Source organism: Nitrospirillum iridis, assembly GCF_014205765.1.
Lineage (GTDB): Bacteria > Pseudomonadota > Alphaproteobacteria > Azospirillales > Azospirillaceae > Nitrospirillum > Nitrospirillum iridis.
The window spans coordinates 234,060-255,609 of the sequence record NZ_JACIIZ010000005.1; the positions used below are offsets into that span (position 1 = coordinate 234,060).

Annotated in this window: 18 protein-coding genes; 9 read left to right on the forward strand and 9 right to left on the reverse strand. The window is 68.6% G+C overall.

What is annotated here, in order from left to right; genetic code table 11:
- Position 1: 1 nt before the first annotated feature.
- From FHS74_RS10670 to FHS74_RS10690, 5 genes are all read right to left on the reverse strand, one after another.
- Positions 2 to 1,270: a molybdopterin molybdotransferase MoeA gene (locus FHS74_RS10670; protein WP_184800208.1), complete on the reverse strand. Its 1,269-nt coding sequence runs from the start codon at positions 1,268 to 1,270 to the stop codon at positions 2 to 4.
- 14 nt (positions 1,271 to 1,284) lie between these two features.
- On the reverse strand, positions 1,285 to 1,803 hold the full coding sequence (mobB, locus tag FHS74_RS10675; RefSeq protein WP_184800210.1) for a molybdopterin-guanine dinucleotide biosynthesis protein B: 519 nt from the start codon (positions 1,801 to 1,803) through the stop codon (positions 1,285 to 1,287).
- A 34-nt stretch (positions 1,804 to 1,837) separates the two neighbouring features.
- The gene (locus FHS74_RS10680; RefSeq protein WP_184800212.1) at positions 1,838 to 3,559 is read right to left on the reverse strand and encodes a hypothetical protein; all 1,722 of its coding nucleotides are present in this window, start codon (positions 3,557 to 3,559) and stop codon (positions 1,838 to 1,840) included.
- Positions 3,560 to 3,564: 5 nt separating this feature from the next.
- Entirely contained in the window at positions 3,565 to 4,605 is a 1,041-nt protein-coding gene (locus tag FHS74_RS10685; protein WP_246463048.1) for a glycosyltransferase family 2 protein, read from the reverse strand.
- 836 nt (positions 4,606 to 5,441) lie between these two features.
- Positions 5,442 to 6,203 carry an RluA family pseudouridine synthase gene (locus FHS74_RS10690; RefSeq protein ID WP_246463049.1) on the reverse strand — a complete coding sequence of 254 codons (762 nt, stop codon included), beginning with the start codon at positions 6,201 to 6,203 and terminating at the stop codon, positions 5,442 to 5,444.
- Between the two features lie 222 nt (positions 6,204 to 6,425).
- Between FHS74_RS10690 and FHS74_RS10695 the strand changes: the two genes are divergently transcribed.
- From FHS74_RS10695 to FHS74_RS10730, 8 genes are all read left to right on the forward strand, one after another.
- On the forward strand, positions 6,426 to 7,199 hold the full coding sequence (locus FHS74_RS10695; protein WP_184800216.1) for a DUF2076 domain-containing protein: 774 nt from the start codon (positions 6,426 to 6,428) through the stop codon (positions 7,197 to 7,199).
- A gap of 127 nt (positions 7,200 to 7,326) precedes the next feature.
- Positions 7,327 to 8,817, forward strand: coding sequence for a DegQ family serine endoprotease (locus FHS74_RS10700; RefSeq protein WP_184800217.1), 1,491 nt, complete (start codon positions 7,327 to 7,329; stop codon positions 8,815 to 8,817).
- A 111-nt stretch (positions 8,818 to 8,928) separates the two neighbouring features.
- Positions 8,929 to 9,603, forward strand: a complete 675-nt coding sequence (locus tag FHS74_RS10705; RefSeq protein WP_184800219.1) for a response regulator transcription factor — start codon at positions 8,929 to 8,931, stop codon at positions 9,601 to 9,603.
- Positions 9,588 to 11,075, forward strand: coding sequence for a sensor histidine kinase (locus tag FHS74_RS10710; protein ID WP_246463050.1), 1,488 nt, complete (start codon positions 9,588 to 9,590; stop codon positions 11,073 to 11,075). The genes FHS74_RS10705 and FHS74_RS10710 overlap by 16 nt, the downstream gene beginning before the upstream one ends.
- 114 nt (positions 11,076 to 11,189) lie before the next feature.
- Entirely contained in the window at positions 11,190 to 12,785 is a 1,596-nt protein-coding gene (locus FHS74_RS10715) for a HAMP domain-containing methyl-accepting chemotaxis protein (RefSeq protein WP_184800221.1), read from the forward strand.
- Positions 12,786 to 12,877: 92 nt separating this feature from the next.
- Complete coding sequence (locus tag FHS74_RS10720; RefSeq protein ID WP_184800223.1) at positions 12,878 to 13,492, forward strand: class I SAM-dependent methyltransferase; 615 nt, start codon at positions 12,878 to 12,880, stop codon at positions 13,490 to 13,492.
- A gap of 63 nt (positions 13,493 to 13,555) precedes the next feature.
- Entirely contained in the window at positions 13,556 to 13,951 is a 396-nt protein-coding gene (locus tag FHS74_RS10725; RefSeq protein ID WP_184800225.1) for a type II toxin-antitoxin system RelE/ParE family toxin, read from the forward strand.
- Entirely contained in the window at positions 13,948 to 14,229 is a 282-nt protein-coding gene (locus FHS74_RS10730; RefSeq protein WP_184800227.1) for a helix-turn-helix domain-containing protein, read from the forward strand. Before FHS74_RS10725 ends, FHS74_RS10730 begins: the two co-directional genes overlap by 4 nt.
- 36 nt (positions 14,230 to 14,265) lie before the next feature.
- On the opposite strand, the gene tcuC is transcribed toward FHS74_RS10730, so the two are convergent.
- Positions 14,266 to 15,510, reverse strand: a complete 1,245-nt coding sequence (tcuC, locus tag FHS74_RS10735; RefSeq protein WP_281384635.1) for an MFS transporter — start codon at positions 15,508 to 15,510, stop codon at positions 14,266 to 14,268.
- 299 nt (positions 15,511 to 15,809) lie between these two features.
- Between tcuC and FHS74_RS10740 the strand changes: the two genes are divergently transcribed.
- Positions 15,810 to 18,290: an FtsX-like permease family protein gene (locus FHS74_RS10740; RefSeq protein ID WP_184800231.1), complete on the forward strand. Its 2,481-nt coding sequence runs from the start codon at positions 15,810 to 15,812 to the stop codon at positions 18,288 to 18,290.
- Positions 18,291 to 18,310: 20 nt separating this feature from the next.
- On the opposite strand, the gene FHS74_RS10745 is transcribed toward FHS74_RS10740, so the two are convergent.
- From FHS74_RS10745 to FHS74_RS10755, 3 genes are read right to left on the reverse strand one after another with little or no spacing between them, the layout of a single operon-like run.
- Positions 18,311 to 19,345 carry an aspartyl protease family protein gene (locus tag FHS74_RS10745; RefSeq protein WP_184800233.1) on the reverse strand — a complete coding sequence of 345 codons (1,035 nt, stop codon included), beginning with the start codon at positions 19,343 to 19,345 and terminating at the stop codon, positions 18,311 to 18,313.
- A 42-nt stretch (positions 19,346 to 19,387) separates the two neighbouring features.
- Complete coding sequence (locus FHS74_RS10750) at positions 19,388 to 20,359, reverse strand: retropepsin-like aspartic protease (protein WP_184800235.1); 972 nt, start codon at positions 20,357 to 20,359, stop codon at positions 19,388 to 19,390.
- Between the two features lie 34 nt (positions 20,360 to 20,393).
- On the reverse strand, positions 20,394 to 21,437 hold the full coding sequence (locus FHS74_RS10755) for a retropepsin-like aspartic protease (protein ID WP_184800237.1): 1,044 nt from the start codon (positions 21,435 to 21,437) through the stop codon (positions 20,394 to 20,396).
- Between the last annotated feature and the right edge of the window lie 113 nt (positions 21,438 to 21,550).

The window sequence follows — 21,550 nt, forward strand, 5'->3', positions numbered from 1 at the left end:
CTCAGAACAGGCCGTGCAGGGGGATGACCGTCAGCGGGTCGCCGGGACGCAGGCCGTCGCGTGCGTCCTCCACCTCCGCCACGGCGTCGGCCTGGACCAGGGAAGAAAGGGCGGCGCTGCCGCCGGCACCCACCTGATGGGCCACGGTCTCCCGTCCCTGCGGCCGTAGCACCACGCGCAGATATTCCCGCTTGCCCGGGGCGCGGGCATGGCTGAAACCGCAGCGCACGGTGATGCGCGGCGGGTCGGTGACACTCTCACCGGCCAGGTGCTGCACCAGGGGACGGCCCAGCACCAGAAAGGCGACGAAGGCCGCGAAGGGATTGCCGGGCAGGCCCAGGAAAGGCGTGGCGCCGCCATGGGCACCCCTGATGTGGCCGTCCCTGAGATACCCGAAAGCCAGCGGCTTGCCCGGCTTCAGCGCCAGGCGCCAGAAGTCGATGCCACCCAGGTCGGCCACCACCGCCTTGACGTGATCCTCCTCCCCGGCGGAAACGCCCCCGCTGCTCAGGATGAGGTCGGCCTTGAGACCGGACAGGGTGGCCCTGAGGGCATCGCGGTTGTCGCCCACGATGCCCGCCCGCACCACGCGGCACCCCAGGCGGCGCAACATCGCGGCCAGCAGGGGGCCATTGGCGTCATGGATGGCGCCGGGGGGAAGGGGCGCGCCGGCGGGCCGTACCTCGTTGCCCGTCGACAGCAAGGCCACCGTCAGGGGGGCACGCACCGCCAGGGTCCGCTCCCCCAAGGCGGCGGCCAGGGCCACCGCCGCCGGCGACAGGCGCCGCCCGGCGGCCAAGGCCACCACGCCCGCCGCGATATCCTCCCCCACCGCCCGGCAATGGCGCCCGGGAGCGAGATCGGCAGGGGCCAGCAGCACGTCGCCATCCAGCGCGGCATCCTCCTGCATCAGCACGGTATCCGCCCCCTCTGGCAGGGGGGCGCCGGTGAAGATGCGGACGGCGGTACCGGGCGCCAGGGGGACCGGCGCGTCGCCCGCCGCCACCCGGCCCGACAGCGGGAGGCGCACAGGCGCCACGGCGCCCACCACGGCGTGATGGTCCAGGGCATAGCCGTCCATGGCGGCCTGGGCGAAGGGGGGCAGGCTGTGCGCCGCCACCACGTCCTGGGCCAGGACGCGGCCATCGGCGGCGTCCAGCGCCACCGCTTCCACCCCCGTGACCGGGCGGACGGCATCCAGCAGGCGCGCGCGCGCCTGGTCAACGCTGAGCAGGGTGTCGGAGGGGTAGCAGTCGTCGGCGCCTGGCATGAACGGGCCCGGGATCAGGAGGCGTGCGGAGGCAGGCCGACATGGCCCAGGATGAAGGTGGCGATGTCGGCCACGGCGCCCAGGGGGAAACGCCGCAGCCCTGCCGGCGGATCCTGCGGCAAAACATCGTCGGCCGCCAGCGCGACGATGGTGGGATCGTCGGGAAACAGCGGCGCCTTGCCATTCTCCGCCCGCCAGATCTCCAGCTTGGGCAGGGGGTCGCGCTTGAAGCCTTCCACCAGAACGAGGTCCACGGGTGACAGCTTGGCCACCAGGTCGGCCAAGGTCGGCTCAGGCGAATCGCGCAGTTCATGCATCAGGGCCCAGCGCCGGCTGGATGCCACCAGCACCTCGCTGGCGCCGGCCACACGGTGGCGATGGCTGTCCTTGCCCGGCTGGTCCACGTCAAAATCGTGGTGGGCATGCTTCAGGGTGGAGACGCGGTAGCCACGCCCCGTCAGTTCCGGGATCAGCTGGACCAGCAAGGTGGTCTTGCCCGAGCCGCTCCACCCGGCGAGGCCGAACAGCTTCATCTGGCGCTCCCTTCCTAAGGCGCGAACCGGCCTGCTACTGCGGCGGCTCGCGCAAGTCACGCACGTAGGCCAGCACCTCGCCATCGCGCTCGATCCGCACGATGTCCTGGCCCGCCGGGACTTCCTTGCAGGCCCACCGGGTGAAGGCAAGGTAGAAATCCACCGGGCCGGTGTTGCGGCGCGTCGGCTTCCACGCCGGCGGCAGGTAGTGGAACACCGTGGTGGGGGGGCCGCAAACGCGGATGCGGTAGGGCTGGGTCAACGCCTGGGGACCTTCCAGCTTCACCATGGTGTCGGTCAGGCGCTTGGCCGCTTCCGACAGTGAACTGCCCCAATAGTCCAGCTCGAACCGGGGGCCGGCACCGTGCACGCCACCGGCGAAGCGGTTGAACCAGATGGTCTCATACGGATGCAGGTGGGCCATGAACCCCACCTGGATGCCGGCGCAGGCCACCAGCAGGGCGGCCATGAAGGGGCGTAACCAATAATTCGCCGGCCAGCGCCGGGGCAGGCGCGTCAGCAGACCGTTGATCCCCAGGCCGGCGGCGGCGGCCAGCGGTGGCATGAGGAACAGCATGTGCCGGATGCCGTCATACAGCACGGCGTCCGTCGCCACCACGGCGGCGGGGGGCAGCAGCACGGCGGTGGTCAGGGCCACCCCGTCCAGGCGCACCCCCACCGGAAAGGGGCGCCGGACCGCCGCCATGCCGGCGAAGGCGGCCGCCGACGCCAGGCCCAGCAGTTCCACCTCCGGCAGCTTCACGCCGAAGCCCACGGGCAGATACCACCAGGGCAGGTCGGTGGTCCGCACCTGCACGCCGGCGAAGGTGAAGATGAAATCCATGGGGAACTTGGAAAATTCGGCCAGCGCTTCCAGGGGGTGGCGCAGCGGGTTGACCTGCGCCCAGGGCCAAGCCGCGATCATGACGACATAGGCGATGGGGGCGGCGATCCACAGCCGGCGTACCAGGCGCCAGAAGGTGGCGCCGGTCTGGCGCGGACCCGCGCCGGCCAGCACGCCCTTGGCGACATGGGCCAGGGCGACCAGCACGATGGGCCCCGCCAGCAGCACGCCCCCGACGCGGATGCCCAGCGCCATGCCGAAGCACAGGCCCAGCATGACCACGCTGCCCCGCGACGGTCCTTGATCGGGGGCGGCATCCAGGCCGCGCGCCACCCGCACCAGCCAGGACAGCGTCCAGGCGGCGGCCACGGCGAAGGGCACGTCCTTGGGGTTGGCGAAGGAATGCCCCCACCAGTCGGGGATCAGCAGCAGGCAGAGCCCGGCGATGAGCCCGGCGCGCGCGCCCGTCTCCGCACCCGCGATGTCGCGGGCGATGCGGCGCACCGCCAGCACGCCCAGCAGACCCGTCAGCCCGCCGACCAGCCGGCGGGTGGCGTAGACATCGAAGGGCAGCAGGTTTTCCGCCAGCGCCTCGACGGTGTCGAACAGGGCGCCGTAAAGATAGAGGTTCTGGAATTCCAGAACGGCGCGGTCCCGGCCCAGCGACGCGTACCATTCCAGCGCCCGCTGCCCATACTCGACATGCAGCGGCTCATCGAAGGTGATGCCGAAATCGGGAAAGGTGACCGCGACGACGATGACCGCCGCCGCCAGCACCAGCCAGAAGGCAACGTCCCACGACGCCGCGCGGTGCCAGAAGGGGCCGTTCCCGCGCGCACCGACCGGCGCCGCGCGGCCACGGGCGGGCGCGAGGGTGTCTGCCTGGGGATCAGGGGTGCGGACGAAGGTCATGGAACTCAGGGATGCCCCCCGCGCCCGCCGCCGGACGACCGGTCGGCCGGTGGCGCGTCATCGAAGCCCACCTTCTCATTCACCAGATACATGGGCCGCCCCTTCACCTCGGTGAAGACGCGGCCGAGATAGTCGCCCAGCACACCCAGGCCGATCAGTTGCAGGCCGCCCAGGAACAGCACCGCCACCATGAGCGAGGCATAGCCCGGCGTGTCGCGACCGAACATGATGGTCTTGGTGATGATGACCACGCCATAAAAGAACGAGGGCACGGACAGGGCGATGCCCAGCCAGGACCAGACGCGCAACGGCACATTGCTGAACGAGGCGACACCATCCAGGCCGAAGCGCAGCAGGCGCCAGAAATTGAAGGTGGAGGCGCCGGCATGGCGCTGCGCCACCTCGAACGGCACGGCCACCTGGCGGAAGCCCACCCAGCTGAACAGCCCCTTCATGAAACGGTTGCGCTCCGGCATCGCGTTCAGGGCATCGACCACGCTGCGGTCCAGCAAGCGGAAATCGCCGGCCCCCCGGGGCAGCGTCACCTCGGACATATTATCCAGCAGGCGGTAGTAGACCTTGGTCAGGAAGCGGCGCATCCACGGGTCGGTCAGGCGGCTGGCGCGCACGCCGTAGACCATCTGCATGCCCTGGCGCCACTGCTCCACGAAAGTGATGATGATTTCCGGCGGGTGCTGCAAGTCGCCGTCCATCAGGATCACGGCGTCGCCACTGGCATGCCGCAGGCCGGCGGACATCGCCGCCTCCTTCCCGAAATTGCGCGACAGGCGCAGCAGTTTCAGCCGGGGCTCGCGCGCCTGGTGGAAAGCAAGGGCGGCGAAGGTGCCGTCGCGGGAGCCGTCGTCGACACAAATGATCTCGAACGGCAGTCCGATGTCTTCCAGCACCGGGATCAGCCGCAGGAACAAGGCGGCGAGGTTCGCCTCCTCATTATGCATGGGAATGACGACCGACAGGCTTTTGCCCGCCGGCGTCGTCGCCTGATGCGCTTGGGATCCGGACGCGGCCGAGAGGGGTGTCAACATGGGAGCGGTATCTGACTCAGGTTCTGACAACGTGATCATGCAGCGGCGTCCGCCTCACGAAACTCTATCGCATCATCCGCGACGATGCGGAAGGTATCCTGGACAAGAAATGACCCGAAACGCCCCCTTGGATTTGTGCCCGGCGCACCGCGCGCCGATTCCCAACCCGCAGAGGGGTCACACGGGGCGGTCACCGCCGTCGTGACAATCATAGGGGAAGAAGGTTAACACCCCGTCACCAATCCGGGGATCATGGGCGCTTGTGCCGGGTACCACCCAGGACCAGGAGGCCTGGGCGACGGAACGCGTTGTCGCATGCCCTCTGGGCAAAAATGTGACGAGGCGCAGAAATCGTTATGAGCGGCATCCTTGTCAGGATGCGGTCAGCTTGGCGTGGCACTGTCCCGTTGTCGCCAGCCGATGGAGACGGCAACAGCCAAATGCGGGAGCCCCAACCCCCCGCCCAAGGCGCCGGCTCCTTGGCTGGTGGCACCGGCGCCCCGCTTTCTAGACCAAGCGGATCCTCCCGCCCTCTCTGCCCCAACCGATGGGGGCGGGAGCGGCGCCGGCGAGTGCCCCGGGCTGGGGTTCTAGACCACCCTTCCCGGCGGATGTTCCCCGTACCTGCGGTGATCGGATGCGGCGTTCCTGACCTGTCCGGTCGCGATAGTGGATCTACCCAAGCCATGACGGTTGCTGCCGTCCTGTCTTGAATTCCTTCCAAGCCTACTGGGTCGGTGGTGTCATGCCACCGACCTTTTCCTTTTTGGGGCGCGCCGCCTTGGGCGGTGGGCTCAGTCCCTTATACGCCCACTTGGGTGAAACCCGTCGCCGGTTCAGCCGTTCGGTTCGGTGAACCCCAGGCGCTGGAAGGTGGCAACCATGTGGGGTGGCAGGGGGGCCGTGGCCGACAGCGGTGGATCGGCTGGTGGCCCCCACGGCAGGGCCACCCAGCGGGCGTGCAGATGCAGCGGCGTCACCGGCGCCGGATCGCGCCCACCCTCCAGCCGCCAGTCACGGCCATAGATGGGATCGCCCAGGATGGGCCAGCCCATGGCCTCGCAATGGACACGCAGCTGGTGCATGCGCCCGGTATGCGGCGTCAGTTCCAACCAGGATAGCGCCTGGCCGTCCGACCCAACGGCGCTGGCCCTGACGCGCCATTCGGTGACGGCCTGCTTACCCCCATCCTCCACCATCATGCGGGAACAGCCGGGCACCTGCCGCTTGACCAGGGGCAGGTCGATGCGCCCCTCATCAGCATCCGGGCGCCCCTTCACCACCGCCCAATAGCGCTTGGCGACCCGTCCCGCCAGGAACAGCTTGCCCAGCCGCGTGGATGCCGCCTCGTTCAGGCCCAGCACCAGACAGCCGGTGGTGTCCTTGTCCAGCCGGTGGGCCAGGCGTGGCGCGGGGGCGTCGTCCGCCACCAGCCAGGGCAGATAGCGTTCCAGATGATCGGTGGACTTGGTGCCGTAATGCACCGGCAGGCCATAGGGCTTGTCGACAACCAGCACATCGCCGTCCTGGAACAGGACACGGGCCCGCATTTCTGCGGGCGTGTAGGCGGGCGGCGCCAGGGGAAGCATGATGGCCATGGGCAGGCGCGGCCCCGGGGGGCACCCTCGACAAGTGGAACGGAAGCGGCGTTCCTATCCCTTTAGCCCCCGCACCGCATGAAAAAAACTTAATCCTGGCTCCATAGGCTGGAAAGTCGGTCCAGACCATGATCATCCTCGTTGCGGCCGACACCGATCGCCCCATGTTAGTTCAGTGGCATTCCGCCACGCCTTTGTGAGCAAAGCAGTCGAGGAAAGACCATGACCCCCAAGGACCGCGAAGATTTGACAGCCCTGCTGGCGCGTGTGTCCCGACTGGACGGCATGCCCCGCGACCCTGAATCGGACCGCCTGGTGGGTGAGGCGCTGACCCGCCAGCCCAGCCTGCCCTACATCATGGCCCAGGCCCTGCTGGCCCAGCAGGAAGCCTTGGTCGACGCCCAGCGCCGACTGGCGGACCTGCAGCAGAGCCCTGGCGCCGGCCGCCCCGCCTCCGGCCCGCCCCCGTTCACCGGCGCGGCCCAGTCGGGCAACCAGCCCTTCAACCAGCCGCCGCCCAGCCAGCCGGCGGGGCCCTGGGGCCAGTCCTCCTACCCCGCGCAGCCTTATCAGTCCCAGCAGCCGTACGGCCAATCCTATGGGGCGCCCCAGCCCGTCTATGGCCAGCCGGCGTACGGCGCGCCGCCGGTCTACGCCCAGCCGCGCAGCTTCATGCGTGGCATGTTCGAGACCATGGCCGGCGTGGCCGGCGGCGTGCTGGCGGCCAACGCGGTCGAATCCCTGTTCCGGGGTAGCGGCATCGGGGGCGGTGGCCCCTGGGGTGGCGGCTACGGCGGTGAACGGGTGGAAGAGACCGTGATCAACAACACCACCGTGAATGAAACCATCGTCAACGAGGGGGGCGACCGCTTCGACCCCGGCCGCCAGGACGGCGGTTACAGCGACAGCGCCTACCGCGACAGCGGCTTTCAGAACGCCGATTATGACACGGACAGTTCCGACAGCGGCTTCGACGACGGTACCATCGATACCTGACCCCTCGGATCCTCGGCGGCCAGCCCCCGATCCGGCCCCGTTTTCGACCTGACACCGCGGCATCCCGCCAGACGACGCGGCCCTAAAAGCAGACAAAAAGATCATCCGTGAAAGCGAGCTTGAGACCATGACCCTCCTGTCCACCATCAAGACCCCTGCCAAGCGCTTTCCCCGCCTCGCCGTGACGGCGCTGGCCATCGGCCTGATGACCGGCACCGCCCTGGTGGCCCCGCCCGCCGCCACCACCGCCCACGCCGCCAGCCCGGCATCCCTGCCCAGCTTCGCCGACCTGGTGGAGAAGGTGGCGCCGGCGGTGGTGACCATCACCGCCGCCCATAAGGTCACCACGCCGCAGGTGCCGCAGGAACTGCAGGAGATGATGCGCCATTTCGGCCTGCCCGATGAGGCGCTGCCGGGTGGCCGGGGCGGCAACGGCCGCCCGCGCATCGAATCGGCCCTGGGCTCCGGCTTCGTCATCGACCCCAGCGGCTATATCGTCACCAACCGCCACGTCATCGAGGGCGCCGACGAGGTGAAGGTCCACTTCCAGGACCAGACCGACGACGTGCCGGCCAAGATCGTGGGCCAGGACGAACGCTCCGACCTGGCGCTGCTGAAGGTCGAGACCAAGAAGCCGCTGCAGGCGCTGGCCTTCGGTGACAGCGACAAGATGCGGCCCGGCGACTGGGTCGTGGCCGTGGGCAACCCCTTCGGCCTGGGCGGCACCGTCACCGCCGGCATCGTCTCCGCCCGCGGCCGTGACATCGACGCCGCCAACCTGAACGACTTCCTGCAGATCGACGCCTCGATCAACAAGGGCAATTCCGGCGGCCCGACCTTCAACGCCAATGGCGAGGTCATCGGCATCAACACCGCCATCTTCTCGCCCACCGGCGGGTCCGTCGGCATCGGCTTCGCCATCCCGTCCAACGTCGCCAAGCCGGTGATCGAGAAGCTGAAGACCACCGGCCACGTGCAGCGCGGCTATCTGGGCGTCACCCTGCAGGCCGTGACCCCGGAAATCGCCGACAGCCTGGGCCTGAAGGAGCCCAAGGGCGCCATCATCAACGCCGTCTCGCCCAAGAGCCCGGCGGAGAAGGGCGGCCTGAAGCAAGGCGACGTGGTGCAGAGCATCAACGGCAAGGCGATCGACAACCAGCGCGACCTGGCCCGCAACGTCGCCGGCATGGACCCGGGCAAGAGTGTCGACCTGGGCGTGCTGCGCGCCGGCAAGCCGATCACCGTCTCCGTCAAGCTGGGTGAGGCGCCCAGCGCCGACAAGGACGGCAACCCGGCCGCCACCTCGCCGGACGGCAAGGGTGACAACACCAGCGTGGCCGGCCTGAAACTGGGCAAGCTGGACGACCGCACCCGCGAGCGTCTGGGCCTGGACGAGGGCACCCAGGGCGTCGTCATCGTCGACCCGGGCAAGGACGATCTGGGCCTGCGCCCCGGCGACATCATCGCCAGCGTGAACAATGAGGCGGTGAAGGCCCCGGCCGACGTCACAAGCCAGGTGGAAAAGGCCAAGAAGGATGGCCGCAAGTCCGTCCTGCTGCTGGTCCGCCGCGGCGACCAGCAGATGTTCCTGCCCCTGCCCGTCACGCCCAAGGGCTGACGCCGGCCCCGGCCCCCGGGCCGGGATTGTGAAAGACCTGACGGGGCCGGGCGGAACCATCACCGCCCGGCCCTTTGTCTGGACGCCTCCCCTTCCCAAGGTACCGCCCCCATGAAGATCCTAGTCATCGAGGACGACGCCCAGGCCGCCGCCTACATGCTGAAAGGCCTGAAGGAGGCGGGGCACGCCGTGGACCACGCGCCGGACGGCACCCAGGGGCTGTACCTGGCGGGGGCGGAGCACTACGACGCCCTGGTGGTGGACCGCATGTTGCCCGGTCGCGACGGCCTGTCGCTGGTCAGCCTGCTGCGCGCCGCCGGCAACGACACCCCCGTCCTGGTGTTGAGCGCCCTGGGCAGCGTGGAGGACAGGGTGACCGGCCTGCGTGCCGGCGGTGACGACTATCTGACCAAGCCCTACGCCTTTTCCGAACTGTTGGCCCGGCTGGAAAGCCTGGGCCGCCGCCGTGCCGCCCCCCAGACCCAGGCCACCAAGCTGGCGGCGGGCGATCTGGAGATGGACCTGCTGGCCCGCACCGTGCGGCGGGCGGGCAAGACCATCGACCTGCTGCCCCGCGAATTCCAGCTGCTGGAATGCCTGATGCGCAACGCCGGCAGCGTGGTGACCCGCACCATGCTGCTGGAACAGGTGTGGGACTATCACTTCGACCCGCAGACCAATGTCATCGACGTGCACATCGCGCGCCTGCGCCAGAAGGTGGACAAGGGCTTCGACCAGCCGCTGATCCAGACCGTGCGGGGGGCCGGATATTGCTTGCGTCCCTGAAGCGCCGCTCCCAGGCCCCTGGCGGCGACGAAGCGGCCCTGGACACGGCCAAGAATGACCCGGCGGCCGACCGCCACCGCCATGCCGATCGCCATTTGGGCCGCCTGCTGCGCACCACCACCTTCCGCTTCGCCCTGATCTATCTGGGGCTGTTCGTCGGCTCCGTCCTGCTGGTGCTGTGGCTGATCTACTGGTCCACCGCCGGGTTCCTGACCGGCCAGGCCGACACCGCCATCCGCGAGGACATGCAGGCCCTGGCCGACCGCTACCGCGCCGGCGGCATGGCGGGCCTGGCCGAGGCGGTGAACGAGCGCGGCATGGGCAACGCCTCCTCCATCTACATCCTCTCCTCCGCCACCGGGTCCACGCTGGCCGGCAATCAGTTCTGGCCCAAGGGGATTAATGACGCCGGCTGGGCCAACCTGCCGGTGAAGGATCCCAGCACGGGACTGGTGCGCCCCGGCGACGTGCGCGCCCTGATCGCGGCACTGCCCGGCGGCTATCGCGTGCTGGTGGGCCGCGATTTGGGCGAGGTGCGGGTGTTGCGCGAACGGCTGGAGCGCGTCATCGGCTGGAGCATGGGCCTGACCCTGGTGCTGGGCCTGATCGGCGGCCTGGCCATGAGCCGCGTCTGGCTGCGCCGCCTGGATGGCGTCACCCGCACGGCGGAGGCCATCCGCGAGGGCATGCTGGTCAGCCGCGTGCCCCTGACCGGCAGCGGCGACGAGTTCGACCAGCTGGCCCATACGCTGAACGCCATGCTGGACCGTATCGAGGCGCTGGTGGCCGGCATCCGCCATGTCAGCCAGGGTATCGCCCACGATCTGCGCACCCCCCTCACCCGCCTGCGCACCCGGCTGGAACTGGCCTTGATGCACGACACGGTGGAAAACCCGCGCGAAGTGCTGGAAGCCGCCATCGAGGAGGTGGACCATCTGCTGGCCACCTTCCGCGCCCTGCTGGCCATCGCCGAGGTGGAATCGGGCGGCAACCTGCCCATCGCCCCGGTGCAGTTGGACCAGCTGGCCCTCAACACCGGCGAGCTGTATGACGCCGTGGCGGAGGACCAGGGCATCAGCTTCACCATGGCGGTGGACGCGACGGGCCCGGCCGCCATGGTCCAGGGCAACCGCCAGCTGCTGGGCCAGGCCCTGGCCAACCTGCTGGACAACGCCCTGAAATACACGCCCGAGGGCGGCCGCGTGAGCCTGACGGTCAGCCCCGTCCCCGCCGCCAACGGCGGGCCGGCCCGCGTGCGGGTGACGGTGGCCGACAACGGCCCCGGCATCCCGGCGGAGGACCGGGAGCGTGTGCGCGAGCGCTTTTTCCGGCTGGAGCGCGACCAGGCCCGCCCCGGCAGCGGCCTGGGCCTCAGCCTGGTGGACGCCGTGGCCCAGCGCCATGGCGGCACCCTGGTGCTGGACGACAATGGGCCGGGACTGAAGGCCCAACTGTTGCTGCCGGCGGGATGACCCACCCTGGCCCGGCCCTATACTTCAGATCTGGCGGAGGGTGGGCCCCATTAGGCTTATGTCAACGCATTGACAGGCAAGTTGGCGGCTGGACCATCGAGGAACCGCCTTGCCATGTTGAACAATCTGAAGATAGGGACGCGGCTCACCATTCTGGTGGGCTGCCTGGTACTGGTCGGCGCCATAGCCGGCGCCATGGGTTTGTGGGGGGCATGGACCACCAATCAGGACCTCAAGAGCGTCTATGAGGACCGCACGGTCGCCTTGGCCGACCTGACCGCCGTCCAGGACAATCTCTATCAGCTGCGTGCCGCCCGCAGCGCGGGAACCACCGCCGCGACCGCCGAGGCGGGCATGGAGGCGGCATGGTCGCATTACATGTCGACATATCTCACGCCGGAGGAGGCTGGGCTGGCCCAAGCGTTTGAGCCCCTGTATACGGCGTACCGCAAGCAGGCGGGCGGAGGGCCCCAGGATCGGGAAGCCTTCAACGCCGTGATGAAAGCCCTGGCGCCCCTGATCACCCTGCAGGTCGACGAGGCGAAACGGATTTACGACGCCTCCATGGCGCGTTTCGGCCGCATGATGGTCCAGACCCTGGGCATCGGGGCCCTGGGCATCGCCGTCGGTGTCCTCCTGGCCGTCATTGTCGTCCGGTCCATCACCGGCGGCATCAACGGCACCATCACCGTCATGGCCCGGCTGTCGGCGGGCGACACCGCCGTGGAGGTCCAGGGACTGGGCCGGCGGGACGAGATCGGCAACCTGGCCCAAGCCGCGGAGGCCTTCAAGCAAAGCACCCTGCGGGTGCGCGCCATGGAAGAGGAGGCCACACAGGAAAAGGCCCGGGCGGAAGCCCAACGCAAGGCGGCCCTGCTCGGCATGGCGGCCCGCTTTGAAGAGTCGGTCAAGGGCGTGGTCGACGCCGTGGCCAGCGCCGCCACGGAGATGCAGGCGGCGGCGCAGGCCATGGCCGCGACCGCCGAGGAAACCAGCCGCCAGTCGCAAACCGTGGCCGGTGCCGCCGACATCGCCGCCGCCAACGTCAACACCGTGGCCAGCGCGACGGAGGAACTGTCGTCGTCGATCAGCGAGATCGGCCGCCAGGTGGCCCGATCCTCATCCGTCGCCTCGGAGGCCGTGGCCACCACGGACGAGACGGTGGGCGCGGTGACCGCCCTGAAAGGCTCCGCCGCCGATATCAGCGACGTGGTCGCCCTGATCAGCCAGATCGCCAGCCAAACCAATCTGCTGGCGCTGAACGCCACCATCGAGGCCGCGCGGGCGGGCGAGGCGGGCAAAGGCTTCGCCGTCGTGGCGGGCGAGGTCAAGGCGCTGGCCAACCAGACGGCGAAGGCGACGGAAGAGGTGGCGCTGCGGGTCAATGAGATCCAGCAGGCGTCAGACGCCGCCAGCCAATCGATGACCACCGTCGCCGGCACCATCGGTGAGATCAACCGCATCGCCGCCGCCATCTCCGCCGCCGTGGAACAACAGAGCGCCGCCGCCGGCGACATCGCCAACAGCGTCTCCCAGGCCGCCGCCGGGACCAGCGAGGTGTCCAGCACCATCGTCAGCGTCACGCAGGCCGCCGGCGAGACGGGAAGCGCCGCGACGCAGGTGCTGGCCGCCGCCAGCAGCCTGTCGTCCGAGTCCGAACATTTGCGCCGGGAGGTGGCGGAGTTCCTGGCGACGGTCCGCGCCGCCTGAGCGCGTTCGCCCCCTTGCGCCGGCACCGCGCCGGGCCTATCGCTTTGGCTATCGTGGCGGGGTGTGCCGCCGGCGCGGGAGGGCGGGACGCCATGGACGACGACGCGAACCGGATCATCGGCCTCTACCAGCGCCACGGCCTGGCCTGGGAGGCCGACCGCCAGGCCGGGCTTCGCCGCCATCCGGAGATGGAACGTCCCTGGCTGGATCGCTTCCTGGCCCTGGCCTCACCCGGCCCGATGCTGGATCTGGGCTGCGGCGGCGGCCAGCCCATGGCGGCCTACCTTGTGGCCCAGGGCCGCGCCGTCACCGGCATCGACACCGCCCCCGCCCTGGTCGCCCTGGCCCAAAGCCGCCTGCCGGACCAGGAGTGGCGGGTGGCCGACATGCGCGGGCTGGATCTCGGCCGGCGGTATGCCGGCATCCTGGCCTGGGACAGCTTCTTCCACCTGGATTTCGCCGACCAGCGGGCGATGTTCCCCGTGTTCCAGCGCCACGCCCTGCCCAGCGCCGCGCTGATATTCACCAGCGGACCGAAGCACGGCGTGGCCATGGGCGGCTACGCCGGCGAGCCGCTGTACCACGCCAGCCTGGACCCGGCCGACTATCGCGCCCTGCTGGACGAGCACGGCTTCGAGGTCATGGACTTCCGCGCGGAGGATCCGGACTGCGGCGGACGCACGGTGTGGCTGGCGCGGGGACGTTAGCCGTAAAGCACAGCGCGGTGACACCGCTTGCCGAAATATACAAATTCTTGTATAAATAAATCCATGAGCGCTTCTGGAACCACTCGGCCCGGCGATCCCAAAGACGTGGAATTTCTGGGGGACTCACTGGAGGCACTGCGGGGCTTCCCCCTGGCCGCCAAAAGAGAAGCCGGCCACCAGATCGATAATATTCAGCACGGGAGATTGCCGGACGACTGGAAGCCCATGAAGACGGTTGGCCCCGGGGTCCAGGAAATCAGGATCAATAATCAATCCGGCATCTATCGTGTGATCTACGTGGCGAAATTCGAGGACGCGGTTTATGTGCTGCACTGCTTCCAGAAAAAATCCCGGAAGACGGATCCTGCGGATATTGGGATAGCGAAGGACCGCTACGGCACCCTTGTCGAGCGGCTGAAACGCCACAAGGCCGACGAAAGGAAAGGCAAACCGAAATGACCGACAAGCGATTCTCCAGTGTCTGGGATGCCCTGGAGGACACACCAGCGGACGCTGAAAACATGAAGCTTCGCTCGAAACTAGCGATGACCTTGAAGGACCACATCACCCGCCAGGGCATGACACAGGCTGAAGCGGCCAAGGCATTTGGCGTGACTCAGCCGCGCATCTCAGATCTGGTGCGGGGCAAGATCGACCTTTTTGGACTCGATGCCCTGGTCAATATGGCCAGCGCCGCCGGCCTTCGTATTGAAATGACCATCCTGGAAGCGGCCTGAGCCCTTGCCGGTTGTTGAGCGAACCGCCCCCATCGCTCACCCCTCCGCATGCGCCTTGGCATATCGCGCGCTGACCGGCACGGCGATCAGGCCGCAGAGCGCCGCGGCCGACAGCCATAGGCCCGGCATGGCGGCAGTGCCGCCGTGCTTCACCAGGTAGGTGCTGATGAACGGGGTGAAGCCGCCGGCTGCGGTGGCCAGGCTGTAGGCCAGCGAGAAGCCCGCCGTGCGCACGGCGGCGGGCACAATCTCCGTCAGATAGACGACCATGGCGCCGTTATAGCTGGCGTAGAGGAAGGACAGCCACAGCTCCACGCCCAGCAAGCGGCCGAAGCTGGGCGCGTCCGCCAGCCAGCTCAGCGCCGGATAGGCCGTGGCCAGCGCCAGCACGGTGCAGACCACCAGGATGGGACGGCGGCCGATGCGGTCGGACAGGGCCCCCGACAGCGGCAGCCACAAGAGGTTGCTGGCGCCCACCGCCAGGGTGACCAACAGGCTGTCCATGTCGCTGAGGTGCAGCGCCTCGCGCCCGAAGGTGGGGGTGTAGGCGGTGATGAAATAGAAGGACACGGTGGTCATCATCACCAGGCCCACGCCCGTCAGCACCACGCCCCGGTTGGCCACCAGCGAGGCCATGATCTCCCCCACCGTGGGCCGGTGCTTGCGCGCCAGGAAAACCTCCGTCTCGGTCAGCGAGCGGCGAATCTGGAACAGGAAGGGGACGATCAGGCAGCCCACCACCAGAGGGATGCGCCAACCCCAGGCCTGCATCGTCTCCGGCGTCAGGGAGAAGGTCAGGGCGACGCCGATCAGGGCGGCCACCATCACCGCCACCTGCTGGCTGGCCGACTGCCAGCTGACATAGAAGCCCTTGCGGCCCGGCGTGGCGATTTCCGACAGGTAGACGGAGACGCCGCCCAGTTCCACCCCCGCCGACAGGCCCTGCACCAGCCGGCCCAGCAGCACCAGCAGAGGCGACAACAGGCCGATGGTGGCGTAGCCCGGCATCAGCGCGATGGTGATGGTGCCGACCGACATGAGGCCCAGGGTCAGCAGCAAGCCATCGCGCCGGCCATGGCGGTCGATATAGGCGCCCAGCGCCAGGGCGCCGATGGGCCGCATGAGGAAGCCGGCGCCAAAGGTGGCGAAGGTCAGGAGCAGGCTGGCCGTGCCGCTGCCCTGCGGGAAATAGGCGCGGCTGATGGCGCCGGCGAAATAGCCGAACACCATGAAGTCATACATTTCCAGGAAATTGCCGCTGGCGACCCGCACCACGGTCATCACCTGGTGCCACCGGCCCCGCCCAACGGACCCCGGCATCCCATGCCCAGTCATCGCACACCACCGATCATTAACCCTTACCCCACCCTGCCATGCCCGGCCCTGGATCGCCAGGGCGCCGACGTCGCGGGCGGACGGAGCTGTCCGTTTTCGGGCACTGTCCGCCCGCGGACAGGGAACTCCATCGCATAGGGCATAAGAAACAATGGGTTAGTCCTGGCGCGCTTATTGCCTATCCTGCGCGCAAAACGCCATCCGCAACACCTGGAAAAGCGGCGGGACAGTAAAGGGGGTTGTTGGTGGGACATTATCTGACGGTGGCCCTGCGGGTCATGGCCCGGCACAAGCTGTACGCGGCGCTGAACGTGCTGGGCCTGGGCATCGGCCTGGCGGCGGCCATCCTGATCCTGTTGTTCGTGCGCCACGAAACATCCTTCGACGCCTTTTTCCCATCGGCCGACCGCATCTACCAGATCGACACCGAAGTCCACGATCTGGGCCAGGCCCCCCGCCGGATCGCGAAAACCGGGCGCGCCATCGGACCCGCCTTCGCCCAGGACCGCCCGGCGGTGGAGGCGATCACGCGCATGACGGGCGAGCGGGTGGCGGTGCGTCAGGGCGACCGGCTGTTCCAGGAGATCGTCAACGTCGTCGACGCCGATTTCCTGGCGGTGTTCCCGCGCGTGGTGCTGGCCGGCGATGCCGGGACGGCGCTGGCCGACCCCGCCGCCATCGTGCTGACGCGGGAAGGGGCGCGCCGCTATTTCGGCGACTGGCCCGCCCTTGGCCAGATCTTGGCGGTGGATGGCCACGCCCTGACGGTCCGCGCCGTGGTCGCCGACCTGCCGGAGAACACCCACTTCCGCCCCTCCCTGATGATGGTGCCCACCAACTCCATCATCCTCCCCACGCCGGAGCCGGAGGGGGACTGGTTCGGCCTGAGTTGGCGCACCTACATCCGCCTGGCCCCAGGGGCTAACGCGGCTGCGGTGGAGCGGGACTTGGCCGCCTGGCACCGCCGCGCAGCGCCCGACGCCCAGACGCCGCAAGGCCCCCTGCGGCTGGCGGAACTGTATGCGCCCCATCTGCGCCCCCTGCGCGCCATCCATACCGACCCCATCGAGGATGACGCCAAGCCGGGCACCGCCGCAGGCACGCTGTCCCTGTTGTCCCTGGTGGCGGTGCTGATCCTGGGGGTCGCCGCCATCAACTTCACCAACCTGGCCACCGCGCGCGCCTCGCTGCGGGCACGGGAGGTGGGGGTGCGCAAGACGGTGGGCGCCAGCCGGGGTCGCCTCATGGTCCAGTTCATGGGGGAGGCGCTGCTGCTGACCCTCATCGGCATGGTCCTGGCCGTCGCCTTGGCCGAGGTCGCCCTGCCCTTCTATTCCCGCCTGGTGGCCACGCCCCTGCGGCTGGATTATGGCGACCCGGCGCTGATGGGGCTGCTGGCCGGCATGGGGTTGCTCACCGGCATCGCCAGCGGCGCCTATCCTGCCTTCGTGCTGTCCGGCGTCGCCCCGATTCCGGCCCTGCGGGGTGCCACCGCCGCCAGCGGCGCCGGGCGGCTGCGCACCCTGCTGGTGGTGTTCCAGTTCGCCGTGTCCATCGGACTGCTGGCCGCCGCCGCCGTGGTGCACAGCCAATACCTTTATGCCCAGCACAAGCCCCTGGGCTTTCAGCGCGACAACATGGTCATGGTCGATATCGACGACACGCTGGGCGCGCCGGGCAAATGGGCCGGCTTCATGGACATGTTGCGGCGCAGCCCCGGCATCGCGGACGTGGCGGCCAGCACCATCTACCTGGGCAGCCCGAACGAGGGCGACGATGAACTGGTGCGCCGGCCCGGGGATGCGGCACCCGTCACCATGCGGGGCGAGGGCGTCAGCTTCGGCTACATCCAGACCATGGGCCTGCGCCTGATCGCCGGGCGGACCTTCGATCCCGACCGGCCCGCCGACAAGGTGCACCGGCCGGAGTGGATGCTGGTCGGCAAGCCACCGCCGCCGGGGGTGACATCGCTGGAGTTGCCGGCGGCGGTGGTGCTGAACCGCTCCGGCGTCCGGCGCCTGGGCTTCGCCAGCCCGGATGCCGCCATCGGGCAGGTGGTGCTGAAGACTGTGGGCTCGGTCGGTTCCGCCCTGACCATCCGGGGCACTGTCATCGGCGTGGTGGAGGATTTCCACTTCCGCTCCATCCACCGGCCGGTGTCGCCCGCCATCTTCCATGTCGGCGATGGCTTTGACGTCCTGATGGTGCGCCTGAAGGCCGGCGAGATGGTGGCGGGTTTGGCCGCCATCGACCGCATCTGGGCGACCCTGGTGCCGGGCCAGCCCATCCGCCGCTGGTTCCTGGCGGACCGTTACCAGCACCTGTATGACCAGGAGCGGAGGACGGGCGGGATCTTCGCCCTGTTCTCAGGCCTGGCCGTCTTCATCGCCTGCCTGGGCCTCTATGGCCTGGTGTCCTTCACCGCCGAACGGCGCACCAAGGAGATCGGCATCCGCAAGATCATGGGCGCCACCCTGCCGCAGCTCCTGCGCCTGCTGCTGTGGCAGTTCTTCAAGCCGGTGGGCCTGGCCTGCCTGATCGCCTGGCCCGTCACCTGGTGGGCCCTGCGGCGATGGCTCGACGGCTACGCCTACCGCATCGCCATCGACCCGCTGTGGTTCCTGGCGGCCGGCGCCCTGTCGCTCGCCCTGGCCTGGGTGACGGTGGCGGGCCAGTTGGCGCGCCTCGCCCGGGAAAGGCCGGTGCGGGCGTTGCGGTCTGAATGAACCGCAACGCCCACGCCGTCTCAATTGGCCGCCGGCGCCTTGACGTCCGGGGCTTTGGCCGCGTCCTCGTCGCGCGCGCGGGGGGCGAACACGGGCCGGCCGACATTGGTGAAGAACACCTTGCCCTGGCTGTTGGCGACGTAGATGCGGTGGGTCTTGGCGAAATCGGCGCCCAGGAACATGCCGATGGCGTTGACCCGGTCCGGGTCGCCGAACAGGGCGAAGTCGCCCACGTTCAGGCGCACGCGGCGCACCGTCTCCTCACCGATGGTGAAGGTGGCGAAGGTGGCGATCCAGGTGGGCACCCGCTTCTTGCCGATGCCGTGGAATTCGCTGCCCGCCGCCACGTCCGCCCCCTCCTCATGCACATTCGCCAGATGGGCGGTGCGCAGCAAGACCGAACTGTGGGTGAAGCCGGTGTCCAGCAGGGCCCAGGTCTCGCGCTCATTCAATGAGACGCGGACCTGGATGTCGCGGTGCCCCAGTGGCAGGGTGGGCCGCAGCGCCGCCTCGGCATAATCCTGCGCCCAGTAGGCGAGCGGCACGCCGTCGCAGCCCTTGGGCTCGAAAAAGCGGACGGCGCCGTTGGCGAAATCCAGTTCGACATCGTATTGGGCGAAGATGTCCTGGCCCAGGATCATCTCCACATCCGGGCCGAAATTGTCGTTCTGCACCACATGCACCAGGGGCGCGTCGGCCCACCAGTCACCGGCCACCAGCTTGTTCAGCTTCACCTGCCCCATGGGCGCGGCGCCGCCGATACCCACCAGCCGGCGCTGACTGCTGACCTCCAGGCCCAGGCGGGCCGCCCCGGCTTGCGAGATGGCGGTGACCTCGGCGCCCGTGTCCAGCAGGGCGCGGATGGGGGTGCCGTTGACACTGGCCACCACGATGGGCTGGTTGCGTTCCAGCGTCACCGGCACCTCCGCCACCTTGTTCAGGTGGCAATTGGCGGCGTCGGCCAGCGCCAGGCCCGGCAGAGCGAGCACGCCGGCCACGGCGAGCGACAAGATCCGCCGGACATGGACGCCCCGGCCCAAACCCTTATCCCGCATCGAAAACCCCCGTCTTTCCGGCCGGCGTCCCGCCGGCCGCGCTTACGCCCCCGGCGCCCCGAACACCGGTTTGGCGACATTGGTGAAGTAGATCTTGTCCTGGCTGTTGGCGATGAAGATGCGATGGGTGCGGATGAAATCCATGCCCAGCACCATGGCCAGGCTGCCGTCGCGCTCCACGCCCAGATTGTAATAGTCGCCCACCGACAGGCGGGCGTTGCGGATGACCTCATCCCCGATGGCCAGGGTGTCGAAGGTGCCGATCCAGGTGGGCACCGGCGTGCGGCCGATGTCACGCCGCTCCGGCCCCGGCTGGGAACCGGGGCTGTCCTCGCGCACGTTGGCGCGGTGGGCCAGACGGGTCAGCACCGTGCTGGTGCGCACGCCGGTGTCCAGCCGCGCCCAGAACTCCTGACCATTCAATTGCACCACCACCCGGCTGACGGAGTAGCTGCCGAAGCCACGCGACCGCAGCGTCGCCTGGGCGTAGGTCTGCGCCCAATAGGCCAGCGGCGTGTCATCGCACTCCGCCGGCCGGAAGAAACGGATGACGTTGTGCGCCATATCCAATTCGATGTCGGACTGCACGAACAGGTCCTGGCCCAGCACCATGTCGACATTGGCGCCAAAATCGCCGGCCTCCACCAACTGCAGGCGATAACCAGTGCCCTGCCAGGGACCGAAGCTGAGCGTGTCGGCCATCATCGTGCCGGCCTTGCGCCAATCCCCCTGCCCCAGGTTCACGCCGCGCGCGTGATGTTCCTGGAAATCCAGCCCCAGCCGGCGCGCCGCCTGCACCGACACCAAATGCCGCGTGCTGCCGGTATCGACCAGGGCCCGCACCGGCTTGCCGTCCAGCAGACCATCGGCGATGGGTAGGCCGTTTTCCAGGTGGATGGGCAGTTCCCCCACCGGGTTCAGCCGGCAATCGCTCGTGTCAGCCAGGGCGGGGGCGCCCAAGACCGGGACAGCGAGCAGGGAGAGCGCGAGAGCCAGGGGGGTGAAGCGGCGCATGGCGACGGTGTCCTTCGTGTCGCGGACGGCCGGCTCAGGGATTGGCGGCCGTCTTTTCGCCCGGGGCGGTCTGGGGCGCAGGTGTCTGGGGCGGGGGCGTCTGGAGCGCAGGGGATTGGGTATCGAAAACAGGCCGGGAGACGTTGGTAAAATAGAGCTTGTCCTGGCTGTTGGCGATGTAGATGCGGTGCGACCTAATGAAGTCCATGCCCAGGATCAGTCCCCACACCTGCCGCCCCACGTCGGAGATGAAGTCCGGGTTGAAGCGGGTGAAGCGCAGCTTCACATTGCTGACGGTTTCGTCACCAATAGTGAAACTATCGAAAGTACCGACGGACAGGGGGTACTTCTCATGATCAGATGGCCCCACCATGCCCAGGGTGGTGACGCCGGGGTTGCCCTCATAAACCCCCGCCTGATGGGCGATGGTGTCGCTAAGCGTGCTGTAGACCGTACCGGTGGACAGGCGAGCCAGAAATTCATGGCCGTTCAGCCGCACGGGGACGCGGTTGCTGAAGCGCCGCCGCTCATTCTGCGCGTACTGCATGGTGGCTTCGGCGTAGGTGTCCGCCCAATAGGCCAGTGGAACGTCGTCACAGCCCTGCGGGTGGAAGAAGCGGATGGTGTCGTGAGCCAAATCCAGCTCCACATCCGCCTGGGAGAAGATATCCTGGCCCAGGCTCAGATCCACATCTTTGCCGAAATGGATGGGAACGACCTCCATGGTCAGGTTTTCCGCCTGCCAGCCACCAATGGACAGGCTTTGCACGGGAGCCGAACCGATTTCGCGCACGCCCCGTCCCGGCGTGATCACGTGGTGGGCCATGGGTAGGGGCGTGACCTCCAGTCCCAGGCGCCTTGCCGCCGCTTCGGACAGGATGGTCTTGTAGCTGCCGGTGCTGACCGCCACGCGAATGGGCTGGCCGTTCAAGGTGCCTTCGACGACCGGACGGCCGCCATCAAGCCGCACCGCCAATTCGGCCACCTTTGTGAGGTGGCAGTCGGACGGCGCGGCGGACACCGCCCCCGCCGTCAGGAACGCGGAAAAAGCGAACGCGGCGAGGCGGATGGGGCGCATGAAGGGACAAACCCCGTCAGTTGAAATTCCCCTCTATATTGCAAATTCGCCTTTGTGCAACAAGCACGCCGCGTCCGGAACACCGTGCGCGACTCCAGCGGAGCGGGCGATTG